Below are 22366 nucleotides of genomic sequence, written 5' to 3'. Positions count from 1 at the left end.
TGAATATCTGTATGGATTTTGTATCGCTTTCAGCACGGCTCGGCAATTTGCTATCTTCGCCTGTCCCAGCAAGCCAGAAGCCGCGTGCCAAGCGGCCTGCATCACCTACAAGAGAACAACGAGCGATGACTTCCGTGCCGAGCAGTATCGAGCAGCCCTCGCGGCCGCTGACCCGCAGTGACTACAAGACCCTCTCACTGTCCGCCCTGGGCGGAGCACTGGAGTTCTACGACTTCATCATCTTCGTGTTCTTCGCCACGGTGGTCGGCAAGCTGTTCTTCCCGCCCGACATGCCCGAGTGGTTGCGCCTGATGCAGACCTTCGGCATCTTTGCCGCCGGCTACCTGGCGCGGCCGCTGGGTGGAATCATCATGGCGCACTTCGGCGACCTGCTCGGGCGCAAGAAGATGTTCACCCTGAGCATCTTCATGATGGCCCTGCCGACGCTGATCATGGGTTTGCTGCCGACTTATGCACTAATTGGCCTGTGGGCACCGGTCTTGCTGCTGCTGATGCGCGTGATTCAGGGCGCGGCGATTGGTGGTGAAGTTCCGGGTGCCTGGGTGTTCGTTTCCGAGCACGTGCCGGCGCGCAATACCGGCTACGCCTGCGGCACGCTGACCGCCGGCCTCACAGCGGGCATTCTGCTAGGTTCGCTGGTGGCGACCTTGATCAACAGCGTGTACAGCCCGGAGGAAGTTGCCGATTACGCCTGGCGTATCCCGTTCCTGCTCGGGGGTGTGTTCGGCCTGTTCGCGGTGTACCTGCGCCGCTGGCTGCACGAAACTCCGGTGTTCGCCGAGATGCAGCAGCGCAAGGCGCTGGCTGAAGAACTGCCGCTGGCCACCGTGCTGCGTGATCATCGCGGGCCGATCATCCTGTCGATGCTGCTGACCTGGCTGCTTTCGGCGGGCATCGTCGTGGTCATCCTGATGACCCCGGCGTTGCTGCAGAGCCTCTACCACGTAAGCCCGACCGATTCACTCAAGGCCAATAGCCTGGCGATCGTGCTGCTTAGCCTCGGCTGTATTGCCTCTGGCAGTTTGGCCGACCGCTTTGGTGCGGGTCGGGTGTTCGTGATCGGCAGCCTGTTGTTGCTGGCGTCTTCCTGGACCTTCTATCACAGCTTGCCGACTCACCCGGAGCTGCTGTTCCCGCTGTATGCCATTACTGGCTTGTGCGTGGGTGTGATTGGTGCAGTCCCTTATGTGATGGTCAAAGCATTTCCGGCGGCGGTGCGTTTCAGCGGCCTGTCGTTCTCCTACAACGTTGCCTACGCCATCTTCGGGGGGCTGACGCCGATGGTGGTGACTGCGCTGCTCAAGGTCAGCCCGATGGCGCCGGCCTATTACGTTGCGGGGTTGTGTGCGGTTGGTTTCGGTGTGGGGCTGTATTTGCTTGTCAACAAGCGCTGATTTGCGTTGCTTGTGCTGGCCTCTTCGCGGCTGAAGCCGCTCCCACAGAGTATTGCAGCCTCCGGCAATGATGGCCTTTCATCCAATTGTCACATTGGGGTCATATCGTGTTCATGCGGCCTGCCGATACTTGGGCCCGTTCCATCCAACACCCACAATATTCCTGCTAGGAGCAAGGCATGAAACTGAAGCGTTTGATGGCGGCCCTCACCTTCGCCGCCGCTGGCGTTGCAACCGCCAATGCGGTAGCCGCTGTCGACCCAGCCATCCCGACCTACACCAAGACCACCGGTGTTTCGGGCAACCTCTCCAGCGTAGGTTCCGACACCCTCGCCAACCTGATGACGCTGTGGGCCGAGGCCTACAAGAAGGAATATCCGAACGTAAACATCCAGATTCAGGCTGCCGGCTCCTCCACCGCGCCACCCGCGCTGACCGAAGGTACCGCCAACCTCGGCCCGATGAGCCGCAAGATGAAGGATGTCGAACTACAGGCCTTCGAGCAGAAGTACGGCTACAAGCCGACCGCCATCCCGGTCGCCGTCGACGCCCTGGCCGTGTTCGTGCACAAGGACAACCCGATCAAAGGCCTGACCATGGCCCAGGTCGATGCGATCTTCTCCTCCACCCGCCTGTGCGGTGGCAAAGCCGACGTCAAAACCTGGGGCGACCTGGGCGTGACCGGCGACCTGGCCAACAAGCCAGTACAGCTGTTCGGCCGTAACTCGGTATCGGGCACCTATGGCTACTTCAAGGAAGAAGCCCTGTGCAAAGGCGACTTCAAGCCTAACGTCAACGAACAGCCTGGCTCGGCTTCGGTCGTGCAGTCGATCAGCTCCTCGCTGAACGGCATCGGCTACTCGGGCATCGGCTACAAGACCGCCAGCGTCAAGACAGTCGCCCTGGCCAAGAAAGAAGGTGGCGAGTTCGTCGAAGACAACGAAGCCAACGCCCTGAACGGCACCTACCCGCTGTCGCGCTTCCTGTACGTCTACGTCAACAAGGCCCCGAACAAGCCTCTGGCCCCGCTGGAAGCCGAGTTCGTCAAGCTGGTGCTGTCGCAAGCTGGCCAGCAGGTCGTGGTGAAGGATGGCTACATCCCGCTGCCGGCCAAAGTTGCCGCCAAAGCCCTGGCTGACCTGGGCCTGGACCACAACGGTAACGTTGCAAAGAAGTAAGTAACTGAGGACGAGGCCGGCACTGACGCTGGCCTCCTCCCCGCATTCTCGGCCCGAAGCCAGGGTTCCTGCGCGGCGGGCTTTGTTGCGTCAACTCTCTGTCATGTTTTTGTCATACGGGACCGCTAGGGTGTGCGCATGAATGATCTGGCCAATTCCACAATGACCCCAAATTCCCCGCCCGTGCGGATTGACTTCAATACGCCCGAGCTGCAACGCAAGCGCCGCATGCGCGCGCTGAAAGATCGCCTGACCCGCTGGTATGTACTGGTGGGCGGGCTTGCCGTGCTGGCAGCCATCACCCTGATCTTCTTCTATCTGGCCTATGTGGTGCTGCCGCTGTTCCAGGGCGCCTCGCTGACCAGCAAGAAAGCCCTGGAGCCGACCTGGCTGCAGCAGGATGCCGGCAAGCCGCTGATGATCGCGCTTGAAGAGCAGAACCTGGTCGGCATGCGCGTCTCGGACAAGGGTCAGGCACTGTTCTTCGACACCAAGACCGGCAACGAACTCAAGCGTATCGACCTGCCGCTGCCAGAGGGCACCCAGGTCAGTTCGATCAGCACCGACCAGCCGGGCAGCCCGATGGTGGTGCTGGGCTTGTCCAACGGTAAGGCACTGGTGTTCCACCACACCTACAAGATCACTTACCCGGACAACAAGAAGACCATCACCCCCGGCATCGACTACCCGTATGGCCAGGAGCCATTTGTGCTCGATGACCAGGGCCGTGCCCTGGAGCACGTCAGCGTCAACGTCAATGGCGATACCCTGGTGCTGGCCGGCTCCACCGGCGCGCACCTGCAGGTAATCGAGCTGACGCGCACGGAAAACATGATGACCGAAGAGGTCACCACCGAGCAGAACCGCATCGAGCTGCCGCAGATGACCGAGGTGGTGAAGAACATCTTCATCGACCCGCGCCAGCAGTGGCTGTATGTGATCAACGGCCGTGCCACCGCAGATGTCTTCAGCCTGCGCGACAAGAGCCTCAATGGCCGCTACAAACTGTCCGAAAACGCCGACACCGAAATCACCGCCAGCGCGCAGCTGGTCGGCGGCATCTCGCTGATCATCGGTGACTCCAAGGGTGGCCTGGCCCAGTGGTTCATGGCCCGTGACGCGGATGGCGAGTCGCGCTTCAAGCAGATCCGCACCTTCCAGATGGGCAAGGCGCCGATCGTGCAGATCGATGCCGAAGAGCGCCGCAAGGGCTTCATCGCCCTGGACAGCGAAGGCGAGCTCGGCGTGTTCCACAGCACCGCGCACCGTACCCTGCTGGTCGAACCGGTCGCCGAGGGTGCCGGTACCTTGGCCCTGTCGCCTCGCGCCAACCGCATCATCATCGAACAAGGTGGCAAGCTGCTGCCGCTGAGCCTGAAGAACCCGCACCCGGAAGTTTCCTTCAGCGCGCTGTGGGGCAAGGTCTGGTACGAGAACTACGACGAGCCCAAGTACGTTTGGCAGTCGACTGCGTCGAACACCGACTTCGAGCCCAAGCTGAGCCTCTCGCCGCTGACCTTCGGTACCCTCAAGGCCGCGTTCTACGCGATGATCCTGGCGGCCCCGCTGGCCATTGCCGCCGCCATCTACACCGCCTACTTCATGGCCCCGGGCATGCGCCGCAAGGTCAAGCCGGTGATCGAGCTGATGGAAGCGATGCCCACGGTGATCCTCGGCTTCTTCGCCGGCCTGTTCCTGGCGCCGTATCTTGAAGGGCACCTGCCAGGAGTGTTCAGCCTGTTCCTGCTGATGCCGTTCGGCATCCTGCTGGCCGGCTTCACCTGGAGCCGCCTGCCTGAGTCGCTGCGCCTGCGGGTGCCGGATGGCTGGGAAGCGGCGATCCTGATCCCGGTGATCCTGTTCACCGGCTGGTTCGCCCTGACCATGAGCCCGTACCTGGAGACCTGGTTCTTCGGCGGCGACATGCGCCTGTGGATCACCAACGACCTCGGCATCACCTACGACCAGCGCAACGCCCTGGTGGTCGGTATCGCCATGGGCTTCGCGGTCATCCCGAACATCTACTCGATTGCCGAAGACGCCGTGTTCAGCGTGCCGCGCAGCCTGACCCTGGGTTCCCTGGCCCTGGGCGCAACGCCGTGGCAGACCCTGACCCGCGTGGTCATCCTCACCGCCAGCCCGGGTATCTTCTCGGCGCTGATGATCGGCATGGGCCGTGCGGTGGGCGAGACCATGATCGTGCTCATGGCCACCGGCAACACCCCGGTGATGGAGATGAACCTGTTCGAAGGCATGCGCACCCTGGCCGCCAACGTGGCGGTGGAAATGCCCGAATCCGAAGTCGGCGGCAGCCACTACCGTGTGCTGTTCCTCGCCGCCCTCGTGCTGCTGATGTTCACCTTCATCATGAACACCTTGGCCGAGCTGATTCGCCAGCGTCTGCGCAAGAAATACTCGTCGCTTTGATAGAAAGGTAGCGATCCGTGAAAAAGGATTCCCTCAAAGGCTGGTTCAAGAGCGGCGCCCCCGGCGTCTGGATCAGCGGTGGCGCGGTGGCGATGGCGGTGATCATGACCGTCGGCCTGCTGGCGGTGATCGCCGTGCGCGGCCTCGGCCACTTCTGGCCGGCCGACCTGATCCAGGCCACCTACAAGGTGCCAGGCCAGGCAGATCACATCGTCATCGGTGAAGTGGTGCAGAAAGAAGAGGTGCCGCGTGCGCGCCTCAAAGGCGCCGGCTTGCCGGTACCGGACGTAGGCCCGGAGTTCATGACCCGCGAGCTGATAAAGGTCGGTAACCGCGACCTCAACGGCAGCGACTTCACCTGGGTGGTCGGCGACTGGCTGGTCGATGAGCAGCGCCCGGCCGACTTGATCGCCCTGGAGCGCCGCGAGTGGGGCAACTTCTATGGCCGCCTGGTCAGCGTCAAGGAAGAAGGCCGCGTGGTCGCCGAAGGCCCTGGCGCCTGGAACGAACTGCAGGCCCGCCTCAAGCGCGCCAACCAGCTCAACGCTGAGCTGCAGCAGCTTGAGAAGAAAGACATCGGCGCCATCAACCATGGCCTCGAGCGCCTGCGCCTGCAAAGCCGCAAGCTGGAACTGCACGGCAAGCTGGACGCAGCCGCCCAGGCCGACATGGACGCCGAGCGTGCCGAGCTGAACAGCCGCTACAAGGCCATCGAAGAGCGCCTCAGCGGCCTGCATCAGGCGTTCTCCCGCGACAGCCTGGTGGCCCGCGACGGCAACGGCCGCGAAGTGGAGATCAACCTGAGCAAGGTGGTACACGCCATCCAGCCGAACGGCATGTCCGCGCTGACCAAGATGGGCACCTACTTCGCCAAGGTCTGGGAGTTCCTCAGCGACGACCCGCGTGAAGCCAATACCGAGGGCGGTATCTTCCCGGCCATCTTCGGCACCGTGATGATGACCCTGATCATGGCCGTGATCGTCACCCCATTCGGCGTGCTGGCGGCCGTGTACCTGCGCGAATATGCCAGGCAAGGCACGGTGACCCGGCTGATCCGCATCGCCGTGAACAACCTGGCGGGCGTGCCGGCGATCGTCTACGGCGTGTTCGGCCTGGGCTTCTTCGTCTACGTGCTGGGTGGCTCGATCGACCGGCTGTTCTTCCCCGAGTCGCTGCCGGCGCCTACCCTGGGGACACCGGGCCTGCTGTGGGCCTCGCTGACCCTGGCGCTGCTGGCGGTGCCGGTGGTGATCGTGGCTACTGAGGAAGGTCTGGCGCGAATTCCACGCACCGTGCGTGAAGGCTCGCTGGCGCTGGGTGCGACCAAGGCCGAGACGCTGTGGAAAATCGTCCTGCCGATGGCCAGCCCGGCGATGATGACCGGCATGATCCTCGCCGTGGCCCGCGCCGCCGGCGAAGTGGCGCCGCTGATGCTGGTGGGTGTGGTGAAGCTGGCGCCATCGCTGCCGCTGGACGGCAACTACCCGTATCTGCATCTGGACCAGAAGATCATGCACCTGGGCTTCCACATCTACGACGTCGGCTTCCAGAGCCCTAACGTCGAGGCCGCGCGGCCGCTGGTGTACGCCACCGCGTTGCTGCTGGTGATGGTGATCGCCACCCTCAACCTCTCGGCGGTGTGGATCCGTAACCACCTGCGCGAGAAGTACAAGGCGCTCGACCACTGAGCCTGATTTGCAAGCGTGCCGCCCGCATCCGGGTGGCCCTTTGAAACGAATTGATAGCGTATGGAGATGACCATGCAGCAAGACTCCCACACCCACGGCATCGACATGTCTGCCTTGGGTCGCGACAAGCAGGGCCTGCGCCTGGCCGAAGAAACCGTGGCCATCGAAGTACCGGGCCTGAGCCTGTTCTACGGCGACAAACAAGCGCTGTTCGACGTCAGCCTGAATATCCCCAAGCAGCGCGTGACCGCCTTCATCGGCCCGTCCGGCTGTGGCAAGTCGACCCTGCTGCGCACGTTCAACCGCATGAACGACCTGGTTGACGGCTGCCGCGTGGAAGGTGCCATCAACCTGTATGGCAACAACATCTACCGCAAGGGCGAGGACGTGGCCGAGCTGCGCCGCCGCGTGGGCATGGTGTTCCAGAAGCCCAACCCGTTCCCCAAGACCATCTATGAGAACGTGGTCTACGGCCTGCGTATTCAGGGCATCAACAAGAAGCGCGTGCTCGACGAAGCGGTCGAGTGGGCACTCAAGGGCGCGGCGCTGTGGGACGAGGTCAAGGATCGCCTGCACGACTCGGCACTGGGCCTGTCCGGCGGCCAGCAGCAGCGTCTGGTGATCGCCCGTACCATCGCTGTCGAGCCTGAAGTACTGCTGCTCGACGAACCCTGCTCGGCACTCGATCCGATCTCGACGCTGAAGGTCGAAGAGCTGATCTACGAACTGAAATCCAAATACACCATCGTTATCGTCACCCACAACATGCAGCAAGCGGCACGCGTTTCCGACTACACCGCGTTCATGTACATGGGCAAACTGGTCGAATTCGGTGATACCGACACCCTGTTCACCAACCCGGCGAAGAAGCAGACCGAAGACTACATCACCGGTCGCTACGGCTAAGCCTGCAGCCAGGGAACGACACGAACCACTTGCACCTGCTTCGCGGAGCGAAACGATGATCAACAAAGAAAGCCTGACGCACCATATTTCCCAGCAGTTCAACGCCGAGCTCGAAGAGGTGCGCAGCCACCTGCTGGCCATGGGCGGCCTGGTCGAGAAGCAGGTCAACGACGCGGTCACCGCGCTGATCGAGGCCGACTCCGGTCTGGCCCAGCAGGTGCGTGAAGTCGACGAACAGATCAACCAGATGGAGCGCAACATCGACGAGGAGTGCGTGCGCATTCTCGCCCGTCGCCAGCCGGCGGCCTCCGACCTGCGCTTGATCATCAGCATCTCCAAGTCGGTGATCGACCTGGAGCGCATTGGTGACGAGTCGACCAAGATCGCCCGTCGCGCCATTCAGCTGTGCGAGGAAGGCGAGTCGCCGCGCGGTTACGTCGAGGTGCGCCACATTGGCGACCAGGTGCGCAACATGGTGCGTGACGCGCTCGATGCCTTCGCCCGCTTCGACGCCGAGCTGGCGCTGTCGGTGGCGCAGTACGACAAGACCATCGACCGCGAGTACAAGACCGCCCTGCGCGAGCTGGTGACCTACATGATGGAAGACCCGCGCTCGATCTCGCGGGTACTGAGCGTCATCTGGGCCTTGCGCTCGCTGGAGCGTATCGGCGACCACGCGCGCAATATCTCGGAGCTGGTGATCTACCTGGTACGCGGCACCGACGTGCGCCACATGGGCCTCAAGCGCATGAAGGCAGAAGTCGAGGGTACGGCATTCGAAGAAGCCGAAAGCGCTAATGTTCCGGCTGAACCGGACGATAAATAAGATTGCTCCCGAGCATCGACGCCCGGCCTTGGCCGGGCGTTTTCGTTTGCGCCAGAGCAGCAGCAGGCACCCGCGAACGATGCAAAGAAGTCCCGGCGTGGCCCAGTTATTGGCAAATGGCCATCAATCGACGGTAGGCTAGTCGGGGATCAAGAGGAGTTTCGATGAGTAAAGTGAATGTGCTGGTCGTGGATGATGCGCCGTTCATCCGTGATCTGGTGAGGAAGTGCCTGCGTAATGCCTTCCCGGGCATGGTCATCGAAGATGCGGTCAACGGGCGCAAGGCCATGACCCTGTTGGCCAAGGAACAATTCGACCTGGTCCTGTGCGACTGGGAAATGCCGGAGATGTCCGGCCTGGAATTGCTGACCTGGTGCCGTCAGCAGCCCGAGATGAAGAGCCTGCAGTTCATCATGGTGACCAGCCGTGGCGACAAGGAGAACGTGATTCAGGCCATCCAGGCTGGCGTCTCCGACTTCGTCGGCAAGCCGTTCACCAACGAGCAGTTGCTGACCAAGGTGAAGAAAGCCCTGACCAAGATCGGCAAGCTCGACAGCTTGATGGCCGGTGGCCCGGCTCGGGTCAACTCGGCATTCGCCAACGACTCGCTGAGCGCACTGACCGGCGGCAAGCCCGAAGCGGTTAAGGTGGCAGCGCCTGCAGCTGCCCCGGCCAAGCCGTTGATCAACGCACCGCAACCTCAGACCGCCGCCGCGGCGGCTGCGCAGTCTGGCCGTGGCCAGGGCCAGTTGCGCCTGTCCAGCGGCACCCAGCCCTGCGTGATCAAGGCACTGAGCCTCAAGGAGGCGCTGCTGGTGGTGCGCCGCAGCGCGACCTTGCCGCAAGTGCTGGAAGGGGCCGTGCTCGATCTGGAGCAGGGCGAGAACGCAGAAGTGGCCCGTCTCAACGGTTACCTGCATGCCATCGCGGCGCTGGAGCCGAAGCCGGAAAGCGACTGGTTGCAGTTGACCTTCAAGTTCGTCGACCAGGATGCGCAGAAGCTCGATTACCTGTCGCGCCTGATTGCCCGCGGCACGGCGCAGAAGCACTTCACTCCGGGCGCCTGATTCGACCTACACCGAACCCTGTGGGAGCGGGCTTGCCCGCGAATACGATGGTGACTCCACCCTCGCTTTCGCGGGCAAGCCCGCTCCTACAGGGTCGGATAACGCCCGCCACAATCTTCCGACCAACTGTAATAACGCTCTCAGATCGCCCTGCTAGGCTTCGACAGAACACTACCTGTCAAAAAGCCACTATCATGCCCGCCATCGCCCGCTTGCTGCTTTGCTGTGCCTTGCTTTCGGCCTCGGCGTCGACGCTGGGCATGACGCTCTACAAAACCACCGACAATTTCGGCGTGGCCTCCTACTCCGATCGCCCCAGCCCAGGCGCAAAAGCCTTCGAGCTGCGCGAGCCGATGTTCGAGCGGTTGGACAGCCAGGTCCGCCTGCAGACCGAAACCTTCCCCGGCGGTGTACGCTTCATGGTGCGCAACGAGCTGTACGTGCCGATGCAGGTCGAACTGCGCATCGACAAGCTGGCCAACGCTTTCGGTGGCAATGCTCCGCGAACCGTGCGTGCGGTGGTCGGGCCGCGCTCGACCAAGGTGCTCAGCTCGGTGCTGGCGGCGCCCAGCGGGCCGCTCAAATACGCCAGCAACTTCCAGTACGCCATGGGCGACCCCGGCCAGCGTTCACAGGCTTACCGCTATCCGTTCCCGTGGAAAGGTGGGCCTTTCCGCCTGACCCAAGGCCCCAACGGCCGTTTCAGCCACTTCGGCCCCAAGGGCCGCTATGCCATGGACATTGCCATGCCCGAAGGCACCCCGATCATCGCGGCACGCGGTGGCATGGTGGTGAAAGTCGAGAACACCCAGAGCGGGCGAGGGACCAACCCTTCGGGCAACTTCGTACGCATCCTGCACCCGGACGGCACCATGGGCGTGTACCTGCACCTGATGCGCGGCTCGGTGGTAGTGGCGGAGGGACAACAGGTGGCGCTGGGGCAGGCGCTGGCCAAGTCGGGCAATACCGGCAACAGCACCGGGCCGCACCTGCATTTCGTGGTGCAGCGCAATGTGGGGCTGGCGCTGGAGTCGATACCGTTTCAGTTCGACCGGCCGATTGGCGGGTTGCCGGACTTTACCGCCGGCAACCCTTGAGGACGGTCAGTCCAGCTTCAGCACCTTGGCCAGCACGATCTTCGGCCCTTTCATCTTTTTGATGATGATGCGCAAGCCCTCGACCTCCAGCACTTCCTCTTCTTCAGGCACGCGCTTGAGGGTCTCGTAGATCAGTCCGGCGAGGGTTTCCGCTTCGATGTGGTCCAGGTCGATACCCAGCAGGCGCTCGACTTTGAACAGCGGTGTATCGCCGCGCACCAGCAGCTTGCCGGGCTGGTAGGCGAGGATGCCGCGCTCGGTCTTGCGGTGTTCGTCCTGAATGTCGCCCACCAGTACTTCCAGCACGTCTTCCATGGTCAGATAGCCGATCACCTTGCCATCGGCTTCCTCGACCAGCACGAAGTGCGCGCCGCCCTTGCGGAACTGCTCCAGCAGCTGCGATAGCGGCATGTGCCGGGACACGCGCTCCAGCGGGCGGGCGAGGTCTTCGAGGTCGACGGTTTCGGGCAGGTGTTCGAGCTCGGCCAGCTCCAGCAGCAGGTCCTTGATGTGCAGCAGCCCGGTGAATTCCTCACGCTCGGCGTCGTACAGCGGGTAGCGGCTGAACTTGTGGCGGCGCACCAGGGCGAGGATTTCCTTGAGCGGCGCATGGGCATCGATGCTGACCATGTCCTCGCGCGAATTGGCCCAGTCGACCACCTCCAGCTCGCCCATCTCCACGGCCGAGGCCAGCACGCGCATGCCCTGGTCGCTCGGGTCCTGGCCACGGCTGGAGTGCAGGATCAGCTTGAGCTCTTCGCGGCTGTAGTGGTGCTCGTGGTGCGGGCCAGGCTCGCCTTGCCCTGCGATGCGCAAAATGGTGTTGGCGCTGGCGTTGAGCAGGTAGATGGCCGGGTACATCAGCCAGTAGAACAGGTACAGCGGCACGGCGGTCCACAGCGACAGCAGTTCGGGCTTGCGGATCGCCCACGACTTGGGCGCCAGTTCGCCGACCACGATGTGCAGGTACGAGATGACGAAGAAGGCGACGAAGAACGAGATGGCCTTGATCAGCTCCGGCGTATCGACGCCGACGTAGGCCAGCAGCGGTTCGAGCAGGTGGGCGAACGCTGGCTCACCGACCCAGCCCAGGCCCAGCGAGGCCAGGGTGATACCCAGCTGGCAGGCCGACAGATAGGCGTCGAGCTGGTTGTGTACCTTGCGCAGGATGCTGCCGCGCCAGCCGTGCTGTTCGGCAATGGACTCGACCCGCGTCGAGCGCAGCTTGACCATGGCGAACTCGGCGGCAACGAAGAAGCCGTTGAGCAGCACCAGGAACAAGGCAAAGAGAATCATGCCGAAATCGGCGAAGAGCGAGGTGAGGCTGATACCAGGGGAAGGGTCCATGATGGAGTTTTAACGGGGTCCGTCTTAGAAAAGGTAGAAAGAAAAGTGCCAGCGTTTGCTGGCACAGGGGATCCAATGTAGCGGCTGGGGCGGCAAAAGCAAAGTGGCCCTTGGCATCAGCCCCTGTCGCTGGCCAATTGTGCTGGCGTGAAATGACAGGTGAATGTGCTGCCATGCCCCGGCACGCTGCTGATTTCCAGGCGCCCGCGATGGCGCATCAGCACATGCTTGACGATCGCCAGCCCCAGCCCGGTGCCGCCGGTGTTGGAGGCGCGGCTGGAGTCGACGCGGTAGAAGCGCTCGGTCAGGCGCGGCAGGTGCTTGGCGTCGATACCTACCCCCGAATCCTGCACCGACAGGTGCGCGCCCTGGTCGTCGGCCCACCAGCGGATGCGGATGTTGCCTTCGTCCTGGGTGTATTTCACTGCGTTGAACACCAGGTTGGAGAAGGCACTGCGCAGCTCCGATTCGCTGCCTTTCAAGCGCAGGCCCGGCGCGGCTTCCAGGGTGATGCGCTGGTTGCGCGGGCCGGACAGCGCCTGGGCATCGTTCTTGATCGCGGTGAGCATGGCATCCACCGCCACCGGCTGGTTGTCCGACGGGTAGTCGGTGGCTTCCAGCTTGGCCAGCAGCAGCAGGTCGTTGAGCAGCGTCTGCATGCGCGAACCTTGCTGGGTCATCTGCTGCAGCGCCCGTCGCCAGCGCGGGTTCACGTCTTCGACGTTATCCAGCAGGGTTTCCAGGTAGCCAGTGATCACCGTCAGCGGCGTGCGCAGCTCGTGCGAGACGTTGGCGACGAAGTCCTTGCGCATCTGTTCCAGCTGATGGATGCGGGTGACGTCGCGCACCAGCATCAGGTGCTCGTTGTTGCCGTAGCGGGTGAGGTGCAGCTGTACGCGCAGGCGGTCATTGATCGGCGAGGGGATTTCCAGCGGCTCGGCGTAGTTTTCCGACTCGAAATATTCCTTGAAGCGCGGGTGCCGCACCAGGTTGGTGACCGGCTGGCCGCCGTCTTGCGGGGTCTTGAAACCCAGCAGGGTTTCGGCGGCGCGGTTCCACCACTCCAGGTTGCCGTCGCTGTCGAGCATGATCACGGCGTCACGCAGGGCGGCGGTGGACTCCTGCACGCGGTCGATTACCGCTTGCAGGCGACCGCGCACACGCTGGTCGCGGCGCTGCAGGTGATAGATGCTGTCGAACACCTCGCCCCACAGGCCGTAGCCGTCGGGCGGCGCTTCGTCGGGCTGATGGTTGCGCAGCCAGTCGTGCAGGCGCAGCAACTGCTTGAGGGTCCAACCCAGGTAGAAGCCCAGCCCGATGGCCAGGCTCCAGCCGTAATAGCCACTGACCAGGCCGCCGATCAGGCAGACAGTGATCAGCAGCAACAGGTGGCGAATCAGGGTCGCGTGCCAGTTCTGGTTCAATTGACGGTCCTTGTACAACGACGTGCCGCTAGACGCTTGGGTGCTCGATCAGCTCTTGGTCGAGAAGCGGTAGCCAGTGCCCCGGACGGTTTGTACCAGATTTTCGTAAGCTTCACCCAGTGCCTTGCGCAGGCGACGGATGTGCACATCGACGGTGCGCTCTTCGACATAGACATTGCCGCCCCATACCTGGTCGAGCAACTGGCCGCGGGTGTAGGCGCGTTCCTGATGGGTCATGAAGAACTGCAGCAGGCGGTATTCGGTCGGGCCCATTTCGGCCGGCTTGCCATCGATGGTCACGCGGTGACTGATCGGGTCGAGCAGCAGGCCGCCGACTTCGATCGGCGCTTCGCTGTCACTCGGGCCGGTGCGGCGCAGCACAGCCTTCAGGCGCGCCACCAGCTCGCGCGGCGAGAACGGCTTGGTGATGTAGTCGTCGGCGCCGACTTCCAGGCCCTGGATCTTGTTGTCCTCTTCGCCCTTGGCGGTGAGCATGATGATCGGGATGTCACCGGTCAGCTCGTCGCGCTTGAGGCGGCGGGCCAGCTCGATGCCAGAGGTGCCGGGCAGCATCCAGTCGAGCAGGATCAGGTCCGGTTTGCGGTCGACGATGATCGCGTGGGCCTGTTGCGAGTTTTCAGCTTCCAGGCAGTCATAGCCGGCCATTTCCAAGGCAACGGCGATCATCTCGCGGATAGGCGCTTCGTCGTCGACGATCAGAATGTTTCTGCCAACCATGCTCTCAACCTCTCCTGGAATATCGTGTCTGGCCCGCATTAGATAACGGAATTATTGCAGCTGTGTGACAAGGCGTTGGCCGTTCTGGCGACATTGGATGACTGGGCTAGGCTTGAGAGGGCCGCTGCGGCGGCACGCAGCACTCATTCCACCCCCGAATTTATGGTGATTCCAATGACACGACACACGCTGAGCTGGATGGCCCTTTTCGCTGCACTGGCGCTGCCCGGGGTAGCGTCTGCCCACCATGCGATGGAGAAGGATGGCATGTGGGTCGATCACAACGGCATGACGCTTTACACCTTCGACAAGGATGCTGGCGGCAAGTCGATGTGCAATGGCGACTGTGCCAAGAACTGGCCGCCACTGCTGGTGAAGGCAGACGACGAAGCGCCCAAGGACAAATGGACCACGGTGATGCGTGATGATGGTCAGAAACAGTGGGCCTATGACGGCAAGCCGCTGTACACCTTCGTCAAGGACAAGAAGGCCGGCGAGACCACCGGCGATGGCATGAAGGACGTCTGGCACGTCGCCAAGCCGTAACGGCCACCCCTAACCCCGTGGGAGCGGCTTCAGCCGCGAACACCGGCGAAGCCGGTGCCATACACCGCGTCGCTTGCTTCGCGGCTGAAGCCGCTCCCACAGGGTGGGGTGCTCGCCTTTTATCGGAAGGCGTAATCCAGCACCACGCCTAAGAACACCAGCAACCCCGCCCAATGATTGTGCAGAAATGCGTTGAAGCACGACTCCCGATCCAGCTTGCGCGTCGACCAGTATTCCCAGGCAAAGCACAGCGCCGCACCCAGCAGCCCAAGGTGGAACCAGCCACCCAGCTCGAACCGGCTACCCGCGAGCAACAGGCAGCCCAGCGACAGCAACTGCAGGGTCAGGATGATCACTCGGTCGGCCTCGCCGAACAGGATCGCCGTAGATTTCACGCCAATCTTCAGGTCGTCGTCGCGATCGACCATGGCGTAGTAGGTATCGTAGCCCACCGTCCACAGCAGGTTGGCGATGTACAGCAGCCAGGCACTGGCCGGCAGCTCGCCGCCCGCGGCGGTGAAGGCCATGGGTATGCCCCAGGAATACGCGGCACCCAGTACCACCTGCGGGTAATAGGTGTAGCGCTTCATGAACGGATAGCAGGATGCCAAGGCCACAGCGCCGAACGACAGCCACACAGTCTGGCTGTTGGTGCACAGCACCAGCAGGAAGCTCACCGCCACCAGCAGGGCAAACAGCGCCAGCGCCTCGCGGGGCTTCACCCGGCCACTGGCCAACGGCCGGTCGGCAGTACGCTTGACGTGGCCATCGACCTTGCGGTCGGCGAAGTCGTTGATGCAGCAGCCGGCGGCGCGCATCAGCACCACACCCAGGGTGAAGATCAGCACATTGGCCAAGGTCGGCGAACCCTGCCCGGCGATCCACACTGCCGTCAGGGTCGGCCACAACAGCAGGTAGATGCCAATCGGCCGGTCCATGCGGCTGAGCTGGACGAAGTCCCAGGCACGCGGGTGCACACGGTTCAGCGACTTGAGCAGGTTCAGGTACATCAGCGGTTTTCCTCCTTGGCCGCTTGCCACAAGGTCGGCAGGAATACTTCGGCCACCAGCAGGTCGACGCCGTTGCGCTCGAAGCGCGAACGCCGCCCCCATAGGCCTTCAAGGGCCGCTTCAGCGGGCAGCCAGGCCTGTGGATAAGTGCACACCTCGATCGGGTGGCGGACGAATGCCTGGTCGCAGAACAGTAGCTCGCCCAGCGAGCGGCTGCCCAGGCTTTCCAGGTCCAGGCCACCGCGCTCCAGCGCGCTGCGGCTGGCCACGCTGCGGGCGAATACCCAAGGCTGGCCATGGCCGCGCAAGTACACCTCGCGTACCCAGCCTTCAGCCCCAGGCGCGATGCCCAGTGCCAGGCATTCGTCATCGCGCAGCGGCTGCCAGCCCTCGAACAGAGGGGTGACGCTGAAATGGTCGTGGGAGAGGCGGGTCAGGCGGCGAGTCAGGGAGCCTTCGTCGAACAGCCAGTCGAGGGTAGGCTGGTCGATATCGGTCGCCAGCTGTGAATACGGCAGCCACGCGACAGCGGCTGCTTGCGGGGATTCGTACGACACGTCGGTATGCTTTGTTACAGCCAGAGAGGCGGCGAGCTTAGCATGATTGCCCCGACTGCTTGCATAATGCCCGCATAACAAAGCCTGACCGAGGAAGTACGACCGATGAAGAAGTGGCAATGTATTGTCTGTGGCCTGATCTATGACGAAGCCCAAGGCTGGCCGGATGACGGCATCGAACCCGGCACGCGTTGGGAGGATGTACCGGAAGACTGGCTGTGCCCCGACTGCGGCGTCGGCAAGAGCGACTTCGAAATGATCGCCATCGGCTGATAGCACCACCGTCCAACACAGAGGAAAGCACGACATGACGTCACCCGTGGTCATCATCGGTACCGGCCTGGCCGGCTATAACCTGGCCCGCGAATTTCGCAAGCTCGATGGCGAGACGCCGCTTTTGCTGATTACCGCCGATGACGGCAGATCCTATTCCAAGCCCATGCTTTCCACGGGCTTTGCCAAGCACAAGGACGCAGATGGCCTGTGCATGGCCGAGCCGGGCGCCATGGCCGAGCAGCTCAAGGCCGAGATTCGCACCCATACCCGCATCAGCGGCATCGACCCGGGCCACAAGCGTTTGTGGATCGGTGAAGAGGCGGTGGAGTATCGCGATCTGGTGCTGGCCTGGGGCGCGCAGACCGTGCAGGTGCCGATCGAAGGCAACGGTGCCGGGCAGGTGTTCCCGATCAACGACCTGGAAGACTACGCCCGTTTTCGCGCCGCCGCGGCTGGCAAACAGCGGGTGTTGATCCTTGGCGCTGGCCTGATTGGCTGCGAATTTGCCAATGACATGAGCCTGGGTGGTTTCCAGGTCGATGTGGTGGCGCCCTGCGAACAGGTCATGCCCACGCTGTTGCACCCCGCTGCGGCCGTTGCCGTGCAGGCCGGGCTGCAAGGCCTGGGCGTGCGCTTCCACCTCGGCCCGGTGCTTACTCGACTTGATCAGGTGGGCGAGGGCCTTGAAGCGCACTTGTCCGATGGCAGCGTGATCGCCTGTGACCTGGTGGTGTCGGCCATCGGCCTGCGCCCACGCACTGACCTTGCGGCGGCAGCCGGCCTGCAGATTAATCGCGGTGTGGTCGTCGACCGCCAACTGCGCACCTCTCACGGCAATATCTTCGCCCTGGGTGATTGTGCCGAGGTTGAGGGCATCAACCTGCTGTACGTCATGCCGCTGATGGCATGCGCACGTGCCTTGGCCCAAACCCTGGCCGGTAACCCCACCCAAGTCAGCTATGGTCCGATGCCCATTACCGTGAAAACCCCGGCCTGCCCGCTGGTGGTATCGCCTCCGCCTGCGGGGCTTGACGGCAACTGGCAGGTCGAGGGGCAGGGCAGCGACCTGAAAGTGCTCTGTCACGCCGACGACGGCCAGTTGCTGGGCTATGCCCTGACCGGCACGGCTGTCATGGAAAAACTGGCGTTGAATCGGCAGTTACCGCCGCTGATGGCCTGAATAGCGGGCGTTCTGTCGGATTTACCCTGCTGTTGCCCCCACAATGGCCGCCCAGACACTGGCGCGGCCCCGGAGGGCGTGCCATTCTCACTTCCGTCTGCCGCAGATTAGAGCCTGCGGTGCCTTGAACGCTGCTTTCATGGCAGCACGGCAATAACAACAAAAAATTCCGTCAAAGAGGCTTCACTATGCGTAAACCAGAACTCGCCGCCGTCATCGCCGAAAAGGCCGATCTGACCAAGGAAAAGGCCAACCAGGTGCTGAACGCGATTCTCGACAGCATCACCGGTGCCCTGGACAAGGACACCGTCACCCTGGTCGGCTTCGGCACCTTTGAGAAACGCCATCGTGGCGCTCGCACGGGCAAGAACCCGCAGACCGGTGAGCCGGTGAAAATCAAAGCCAGCAATACCGTGGCGTTCAAGCCCGGCAAGAACCTGCGCGACAGCGTCAACGTTCCCGCCAAGCCGGCCAAAAAGACCAAGTGATCGACGCCTGATACCTTCAGCCTCTCTACAAACGGGCGCCCCAGGGCGCCCGTTGTGCTTTCTGCAGTAAACGTGCAGCGAACTTGCGTAAATAGTACGAGAAAAGGCTAAACTGCGTGCCTCAGTCATTTTTCATTCGAGGCGAGTTGATGAAGTTTCGCTTTCTTCTCTGGGCCATGGGGTTGTTGATGGCCAGGGCCAGCCGCACCAACCCGGCGTTTCAGCAGCAGTTGAAGGACAAGGACCTGGTGTTCCAGATGCAGACCCTCGATGGCAAAGTAGCCCGGCATTTCACCGTCAGCGGCGAACGCATCAGCAGCAAGGGTGGCAGCCACCCACAGCCAGCCTTCGCCATCGCCTTCAAGGATGCCGCCTACGGCTTCGCCACGATGCAGGCGAGCAACAAGCAGCTGGCGTTCATGCAGGGCATTCAGGACAAGAACATCCAGATCAAGGGCAATCCGGCGCTGGTGATGTGGTTTCAGGGTTTGATGAAGTACCTGAAGCCGAAGAAGAAGGGCTAATGTATTTCTGTGGGAGCGGGCTCGCCCCGCGAAGGACTCGCTGCGGAGCATGGCACCGGCTAGCCGGTGTTCGCGGGACAAGCCCGCTCCCACAGAGTCCGCAGTAGCCTCAGTGCGGTGCGTTGAACTGCGAAGCCAGCTCGCGCAGCAGGCTTTCGGCCTCAAGCACCTTGTTCACCACATCTTCGGCTTTATCCCGGGTAATCCCCAAACGCTCCAGCAGCGCGTCAGGGATCGCCTCCTGCGGCCCCGAGCCAATCCCGCGCGAGCGCAGCAGGCGTGTGGCCAGGCACACCAGGTTGGGGTAGGCCGAGTAGCTGCCTTCATATGAAGGGTCGTGCTGGAAGCGCAGCGCCGTTTGCAGTTCTTCCGGCATGTCCCACAGCTTCATCAGCCAGGCGCCGATCTGTTCGCGGCTGATACCCAACAGGTGCTGCTCCACATAGGTGTGGCACAGGTGCGGATTGACCTCCAGATGGCGACAGATCAGCGAGAAGTGCGGCGGGAACACATGTGCCAGCAGCAGGTAACCGAAGTTGTGCAACAGCCCGGCCAGGTAGGTCAGGCCGGCTTCCGGGCGTTCTGCGCGCGGCATGGCGCGGGTCAGGCCTTCGATGATCGCGGCGGTGTAGATCGACTGCTGCCAGTACGGCGTGGCCTGCTGCGGGTGATCCTTGGGCAGGCTCAGGGTCTTGCCCAGCGCCAGGCCCAAGGCCAGGTTGATCACCAGGTCGAAGCCCAGCACGCGGACGATGGCATCTTCCACCGAACGGATCTTGCCGGGTGAAGCGTAATAGGGCGATGCGGCCCAGCTGACCACCTGCGCAGCCAGCGCCGGGTCGGTTTCGACCACACCGGTGATATCGTCGATGCTGGCGTTGGGGTCGACACGCAGCTTGATGATCTTCTGCGCGGTGTCGGCCAGCGGTGGAATCTCGATGGTTTCTTCCAGGCGCTTCTGGATGCGTCGGGCGGTGAACGCCTGGACGGCCTGGGTGATCTCTTTGGAGTCGTCATCCGGGCGGTCGAGGTTGGGGCGAATTTCCCGAACTGGTTGGCCGAAGCTGCCTGCGCTGGCCTTTTTCAGCATGCGCTTGAAGTCTTCCTGCTCAATTTCCAGCAGTAGCCCGGCTTCGCCGGACTGGATCAGCAGCCGATCAGCTTCGAGCAACTTGCCTTCATACAGGCAGGGCGAACTGGTCAGCGCCGGAATGGCCGGCAAGGCCTTGAGCTGGTGCTTGTCGAGCATCTGTTTCAGGCGTGCCACGGGTACGGCCTTGAGCTTGCGGCCAGTCAGCTCTTCCAGGCGGTTGAGGTCCAGCAGCTTGCTCTGCGGGAACAGCACCATCAAAGCGCCGATCTCGTCGTCCAGCAGGATCGCCTGTACCCGCGAGGCTGCAGGCGCTTGCGGGTGTTCGGACACCTCGCGGTAGGCCACGCCCAGTTTATCGAGCAACAGCCGGATGACAGACGGTGCGTGTGGGGTTGCGGTGTCCAGGGCAACTTCAGTCATGGTCCGTATCCACTGATTCTTTTAAATGCGAAGTATAACCAGTCTGGTCGCAAAGCTGGATCCATTCTGGTACTGGCGTCACACTTGGCCATATTGCTGGCCATGGCGCAGCCAGCGGTCAAGTAGCGGGCTGACGTGGTCCGGCCAGCGAGCGATCAAGGCCTGGGCGGCGTCGCGCACGGCGGGCAACAAGTCGGCATCGCGCATCAGGTCGGCGACCTTGAATTGCAGCAGGCCGGTCTGGCGGGTGCCGAGCATCTCGCCAGGGCCGCGCAGTTCCAGGTCCTTTTCGGCGATGACGAAGCCATCGTTGGTTTCCCGCATGATCCCCAGGCGTTCACGGCCGATCTGCGACAGCGGCGGGTGATAGAGCAACACGCAGTGGCTCACCGCGCTGCCCCGGCCAACCCGGCCGCGCAGCTGGTGCAGTTGGGACAGGCCCAGGCGTTCGGGGTTTTCGATGATCATCAGGCTGGCGTTGGGCACGTCCACACCGACTTCGATCACGGTGGTCGCGACCAGCAACTGCAGGTCGCCTTGCTTGAACTCGGCCATGACCGCGGCCTTTTCCGCAGGCTTCATGCGCCCGTGGATCAAGCCCACGCGCAGCTCGCCCAAGGCGCTGCCGAGGTCTTCATAGGTGCTCTGCGCGGCCTGGCAGGTGAGCTCTTCGGATTCTTCGATCAGCGTACACACCCAATAGGCCTGGCGCCCCTCGGCGCAGGCGGCGCGTACCCGCTCGACCACTTCGAAGCGGCGGCTGTCGGCGACCAGTACGGTATTCACGGGTGTACGCCCTGGTGGCAGCTCGTCGAGCACCGAGGTGTCGAGGTCGGCGTAGGCGCTCATGGCCAAGGTCCGTGGGATCGGCGTGGCGGTCATGATCAGCTGATGGGGGCACAGTTCACCGGCCACGCCTTTCTTGCGCAAGGCCAGGCGTTGCTGCACGCCAAATCGGTGTTGTTCGTCGATGATCGCCAGGGCCAGGTGCTTGAACTGTACTTCTTCCTGGAACAGCGCGTGCGTGCCCACCACCATCGGCGCGCCGTTGGCGATCTGTTCCAGGGCGCTGGTGCGGGCCTTGCCCTTGAGCTTGCCGGCCAGCCAGGCGACTTCCAGGCCCAGCGGTTCGAGCCAGCGCTTGAAGGTGATGTAGTGCTGTTCGGCGAGAATCTCGGTGGGCGCCATCAGCGCCACCTGATAGCCGGCTTCCAGGGCCTGCAGCGCGGCGAGCGCGGCCACTACGGTCTTGCCGGCGCCTACGTCGCCCTGAACCAGGCGCATCATCGGTTCGTGCTGGCTGAGGTCATAGGCGATCTCGTTGGCCACACGCTGTTGCGCACCGGTCGGCTGGAAGCCCAGGTTGGCCAGATACTGCGCCTGCAGGCGCTTGGCCTTGGGCAGCACCGGCGCGCGCAAGCTGCGCAGGCTTTCCCGCAGGCGCTGTTGCGACAGCTGGTGGGTCAGCAGCTCTTCGAAGGCCAGGCGATGCTGGGCCCAGTGCTGGCCTTCGGCGAGCTCGTCGAGGTCGGCGTCGGCGGGTGGGTTGTGCAGGTAGCGGATGGAATCGTCCAGCGGCGCCAGGTGATAGTCCCGGGCCAGCTCATCCGGCAACCAGTCCGGCAGGCTGCGCGGGCCAAGCATGCCCAGGCTCTGCTGGCAGAGCAGGCGCAGGCGTTGCTGGGTCAGGCCTTCGGTGGACGGATAGATCGGCGTCAGGGTCTGCTCGACCGGCGGAGGCGGTTCATCGCCATTGAGCGCGCGGTACTCCGGGTGGTAGATCTCCAGGCCAGAGGCGCCAGGGCGAGCCTCGCCATAGCAGCGCACGTGGGTGCCGCGTTTCAGGCCTTCCTTCTGGGCATTGCTGAAGTGATAGAAGCGCAGGCTGAGCACGCCCGTGCCATCACCGAGGCGCACCACCAGGCTGCGGCGCTTGCCCATGGTGACGTCGGCGCCGCTGACCACACCTTCGATCACCGCATCCTGGCCCGGGCGCAGGGCGCCGATGGGCACCACGCGGGTACGGTCCTGGTAACGCAGGGGCAAGTGGAACAGCACATCCTGCAGGTTTTCCAGGCCGACCTTGGCGAGCTTTTCCGCCATGGCTTCGCCGACACCCTTGAGCGCAGTGACCGAGACCTTCGACAGCTCAGTCATGA

Annotated in this window: 20 protein-coding genes; 13 read left to right on the top strand and 7 right to left on the bottom strand. The window is 63.1% G+C overall.

Annotated elements, in window-relative coordinates; genetic code table 11:
* Nucleotides 1-125: 125 nt before the first annotated feature.
* The 8 genes from ACIPZF_RS17480 (at nucleotide 126) to ACIPZF_RS17445 (ending at nucleotide 10604) form a co-directional block, all read left to right on the top strand.
* Nucleotides 126-1415: an MFS transporter gene (locus ACIPZF_RS17480; protein ID WP_400801569.1), complete on the top strand. Its 1290-nt coding sequence runs from the start codon at nucleotides 126-128 to the stop codon at nucleotides 1413-1415.
* Between the two features lie 179 nt (nucleotides 1416-1594).
* Nucleotides 1595-2593 (top strand): phosphate ABC transporter substrate-binding protein PstS, encoded by a 999-nt coding sequence (locus ACIPZF_RS17475; RefSeq protein WP_400801568.1) that lies wholly within the window; start codon nucleotides 1595-1597, stop codon nucleotides 2591-2593.
* A 138-nt stretch (nucleotides 2594-2731) separates the two neighbouring features.
* Nucleotides 2732-5020 (top strand): phosphate ABC transporter permease, encoded by a 2289-nt coding sequence (locus ACIPZF_RS17470; RefSeq protein WP_400801566.1) that lies wholly within the window; start codon nucleotides 2732-2734, stop codon nucleotides 5018-5020.
* A gap of 17 nt (nucleotides 5021-5037) precedes the next feature.
* Entirely contained in the window at nucleotides 5038-6708 is a 1671-nt protein-coding gene (gene pstA / locus ACIPZF_RS17465; protein WP_400801564.1) for a phosphate ABC transporter permease PstA, read from the top strand.
* Between the two features lie 72 nt (nucleotides 6709-6780).
* Nucleotides 6781-7614: a phosphate ABC transporter ATP-binding protein PstB gene (gene pstB, locus ACIPZF_RS17460; RefSeq protein ID WP_400801563.1), complete on the top strand. Its 834-nt coding sequence runs from the start codon at nucleotides 6781-6783 to the stop codon at nucleotides 7612-7614.
* Between the two features lie 55 nt (nucleotides 7615-7669).
* On the top strand, nucleotides 7670-8440 hold the full coding sequence (phoU, locus tag ACIPZF_RS17455) for a phosphate signaling complex protein PhoU (RefSeq protein WP_400801562.1): 771 nt from the start codon (nucleotides 7670-7672) through the stop codon (nucleotides 8438-8440).
* A gap of 164 nt (nucleotides 8441-8604) precedes the next feature.
* On the top strand, nucleotides 8605-9507 hold the full coding sequence (locus tag ACIPZF_RS17450; protein WP_400801560.1) for a response regulator: 903 nt from the start codon (nucleotides 8605-8607) through the stop codon (nucleotides 9505-9507).
* A 194-nt stretch (nucleotides 9508-9701) separates the two neighbouring features.
* A complete protein-coding gene (locus ACIPZF_RS17445) occupies nucleotides 9702-10604 on the top strand; it encodes a M23 family metallopeptidase (RefSeq protein ID WP_400801559.1) in 903 nt (300 codons plus the stop codon).
* Nucleotides 10605-10610: 6 nt separating this feature from the next.
* Here ACIPZF_RS17445 and ACIPZF_RS17440 read toward each other — a convergent pair whose 3' ends face one another.
* The 3 genes from ACIPZF_RS17440 to phoB all read right to left on the bottom strand — a co-directional run bounded on the left by ACIPZF_RS17440 (nucleotide 10611) and on the right by phoB (nucleotide 14113).
* Nucleotides 10611-11951, bottom strand: coding sequence for a hemolysin family protein (locus ACIPZF_RS17440; protein WP_400801557.1), 1341 nt, complete (start codon nucleotides 11949-11951; stop codon nucleotides 10611-10613).
* 116 nt (nucleotides 11952-12067) lie between these two features.
* Nucleotides 12068-13375 (bottom strand): phosphate regulon sensor histidine kinase PhoR, encoded by a 1308-nt coding sequence (gene phoR, locus ACIPZF_RS17435; protein WP_400801555.1) that lies wholly within the window; start codon nucleotides 13373-13375, stop codon nucleotides 12068-12070.
* 48 nt (nucleotides 13376-13423) lie between these two features.
* Nucleotides 13424-14113 carry a phosphate regulon transcriptional regulator PhoB gene (phoB, locus tag ACIPZF_RS17430; RefSeq protein ID WP_003253341.1) on the bottom strand — a complete coding sequence of 230 codons (690 nt, stop codon included), beginning with the start codon at nucleotides 14111-14113 and terminating at the stop codon, nucleotides 13424-13426.
* A 174-nt stretch (nucleotides 14114-14287) separates the two neighbouring features.
* Between phoB and ACIPZF_RS17425 the strand changes: the two genes are divergently transcribed.
* Nucleotides 14288-14659, top strand: a complete 372-nt coding sequence (locus tag ACIPZF_RS17425; protein ID WP_400801553.1) for a hypothetical protein — start codon at nucleotides 14288-14290, stop codon at nucleotides 14657-14659.
* 119 nt (nucleotides 14660-14778) lie between these two features.
* Here the strand turns inward: ACIPZF_RS17425 and ubiA are convergent, their stop codons facing one another.
* A complete protein-coding gene (gene ubiA / locus ACIPZF_RS17420) occupies nucleotides 14779-15669 on the bottom strand; it encodes a 4-hydroxybenzoate octaprenyltransferase (RefSeq protein WP_400801552.1) in 891 nt (296 codons plus the stop codon).
* The gene (locus ACIPZF_RS17415) at nucleotides 15669-16226 is read right to left on the bottom strand and encodes a chorismate--pyruvate lyase family protein (RefSeq protein WP_400801550.1); all 558 of its coding nucleotides are present in this window, start codon (nucleotides 16224-16226) and stop codon (nucleotides 15669-15671) included. The genes ubiA and ACIPZF_RS17415 overlap by 1 nt, the downstream gene beginning before the upstream one ends.
* Before the next feature lie 105 nt (nucleotides 16227-16331).
* Between ACIPZF_RS17415 and ACIPZF_RS17410 the strand changes: the two genes are divergently transcribed.
* From ACIPZF_RS17410 to ACIPZF_RS17395, 4 genes are all read left to right on the top strand, one after another.
* Nucleotides 16332-16499, top strand: coding sequence for a rubredoxin (locus ACIPZF_RS17410; RefSeq protein WP_400801548.1), 168 nt, complete (start codon nucleotides 16332-16334; stop codon nucleotides 16497-16499).
* Between the two features lie 34 nt (nucleotides 16500-16533).
* Nucleotides 16534-17682: an NAD(P)/FAD-dependent oxidoreductase gene (locus ACIPZF_RS17405; protein WP_400801547.1), complete on the top strand. Its 1149-nt coding sequence runs from the start codon at nucleotides 16534-16536 to the stop codon at nucleotides 17680-17682.
* A 188-nt stretch (nucleotides 17683-17870) separates the two neighbouring features.
* Complete coding sequence (locus ACIPZF_RS17400; protein WP_400801545.1) at nucleotides 17871-18170, top strand: HU family DNA-binding protein; 300 nt, start codon at nucleotides 17871-17873, stop codon at nucleotides 18168-18170.
* 149 nt (nucleotides 18171-18319) lie between these two features.
* On the top strand, nucleotides 18320-18694 hold the full coding sequence (locus tag ACIPZF_RS17395; protein WP_400801543.1) for a helicase: 375 nt from the start codon (nucleotides 18320-18322) through the stop codon (nucleotides 18692-18694).
* A gap of 109 nt (nucleotides 18695-18803) precedes the next feature.
* Here ACIPZF_RS17395 and ACIPZF_RS17390 read toward each other — a convergent pair whose 3' ends face one another.
* On the bottom strand, nucleotides 18804-20207 hold the full coding sequence (locus ACIPZF_RS17390; protein WP_400801542.1) for an HDOD domain-containing protein: 1404 nt from the start codon (nucleotides 20205-20207) through the stop codon (nucleotides 18804-18806).
* A 78-nt stretch (nucleotides 20208-20285) separates the two neighbouring features.
* Complete coding sequence (gene recG, locus ACIPZF_RS17385) at nucleotides 20286-22364, bottom strand: ATP-dependent DNA helicase RecG (RefSeq protein ID WP_400801540.1); 2079 nt, start codon at nucleotides 22362-22364, stop codon at nucleotides 20286-20288.
* Nucleotides 22365-22366 lie beyond the last annotated feature (2 nt).

Origin of the sequence: Pseudomonas sp. NPDC089752 (assembly GCF_044748725.1) — a bacterium.
GTDB lineage: Bacteria > Pseudomonadota > Gammaproteobacteria > Pseudomonadales > Pseudomonadaceae > Aquipseudomonas.
This window is presented reverse-complemented; position numbering and strand designations above follow the sequence as displayed.

Coding starts and splice junctions, on each gene's coding strand:
- ACIPZF_RS17480 (WP_400801569.1), top strand. CDS start 126: ATGACTTCCGTGCCGAGCAGTATCGAGCAGCCCTCGCGGCCGCTGACC.
- ACIPZF_RS17475 (WP_400801568.1), top strand. CDS start 1,595: ATGAAACTGAAGCGTTTGATGGCGGCCCTCACCTTCGCCGCCGCTGGC.
- ACIPZF_RS17470 (WP_400801566.1), top strand. CDS start 2,732: ATGAATGATCTGGCCAATTCCACAATGACCCCAAATTCCCCGCCCGTG.
- pstB (WP_400801563.1), top strand. CDS start 6,781: ATGCAGCAAGACTCCCACACCCACGGCATCGACATGTCTGCCTTGGGT.
- phoU (WP_400801562.1), top strand. CDS start 7,670: ATGATCAACAAAGAAAGCCTGACGCACCATATTTCCCAGCAGTTCAAC.
- ACIPZF_RS17450 (WP_400801560.1), top strand. CDS start 8,605: ATGAGTAAAGTGAATGTGCTGGTCGTGGATGATGCGCCGTTCATCCGT.
- ACIPZF_RS17445 (WP_400801559.1), top strand. CDS start 9,702: ATGCCCGCCATCGCCCGCTTGCTGCTTTGCTGTGCCTTGCTTTCGGCC.
- ACIPZF_RS17440 (WP_400801557.1), bottom strand. CDS start 11,951: ATGGACCCTTCCCCTGGTATCAGCCTCACCTCGCTCTTCGCCGATTTC.
- phoB (WP_003253341.1), bottom strand. CDS start 14,113: ATGGTTGGCAGAAACATTCTGATCGTCGACGACGAAGCGCCTATCCGC.
- ACIPZF_RS17425 (WP_400801553.1), top strand. CDS start 14,288: ATGACACGACACACGCTGAGCTGGATGGCCCTTTTCGCTGCACTGGCG.
- ubiA (WP_400801552.1), bottom strand. CDS start 15,669: ATGTACCTGAACCTGCTCAAGTCGCTGAACCGTGTGCACCCGCGTGCC.
- ACIPZF_RS17410 (WP_400801548.1), top strand. CDS start 16,332: ATGAAGAAGTGGCAATGTATTGTCTGTGGCCTGATCTATGACGAAGCC.
- ACIPZF_RS17405 (WP_400801547.1), top strand. CDS start 16,534: ATGACGTCACCCGTGGTCATCATCGGTACCGGCCTGGCCGGCTATAAC.
- ACIPZF_RS17400 (WP_400801545.1), top strand. CDS start 17,871: ATGCGTAAACCAGAACTCGCCGCCGTCATCGCCGAAAAGGCCGATCTG.
- ACIPZF_RS17395 (WP_400801543.1), top strand. CDS start 18,320: ATGAAGTTTCGCTTTCTTCTCTGGGCCATGGGGTTGTTGATGGCCAGG.
- ACIPZF_RS17390 (WP_400801542.1), bottom strand. CDS start 20,207: ATGACTGAAGTTGCCCTGGACACCGCAACCCCACACGCACCGTCTGTC.
- recG (WP_400801540.1), bottom strand. CDS start 22,364: ATGACTGAGCTGTCGAAGGTCTCGGTCACTGCGCTCAAGGGTGTCGGC.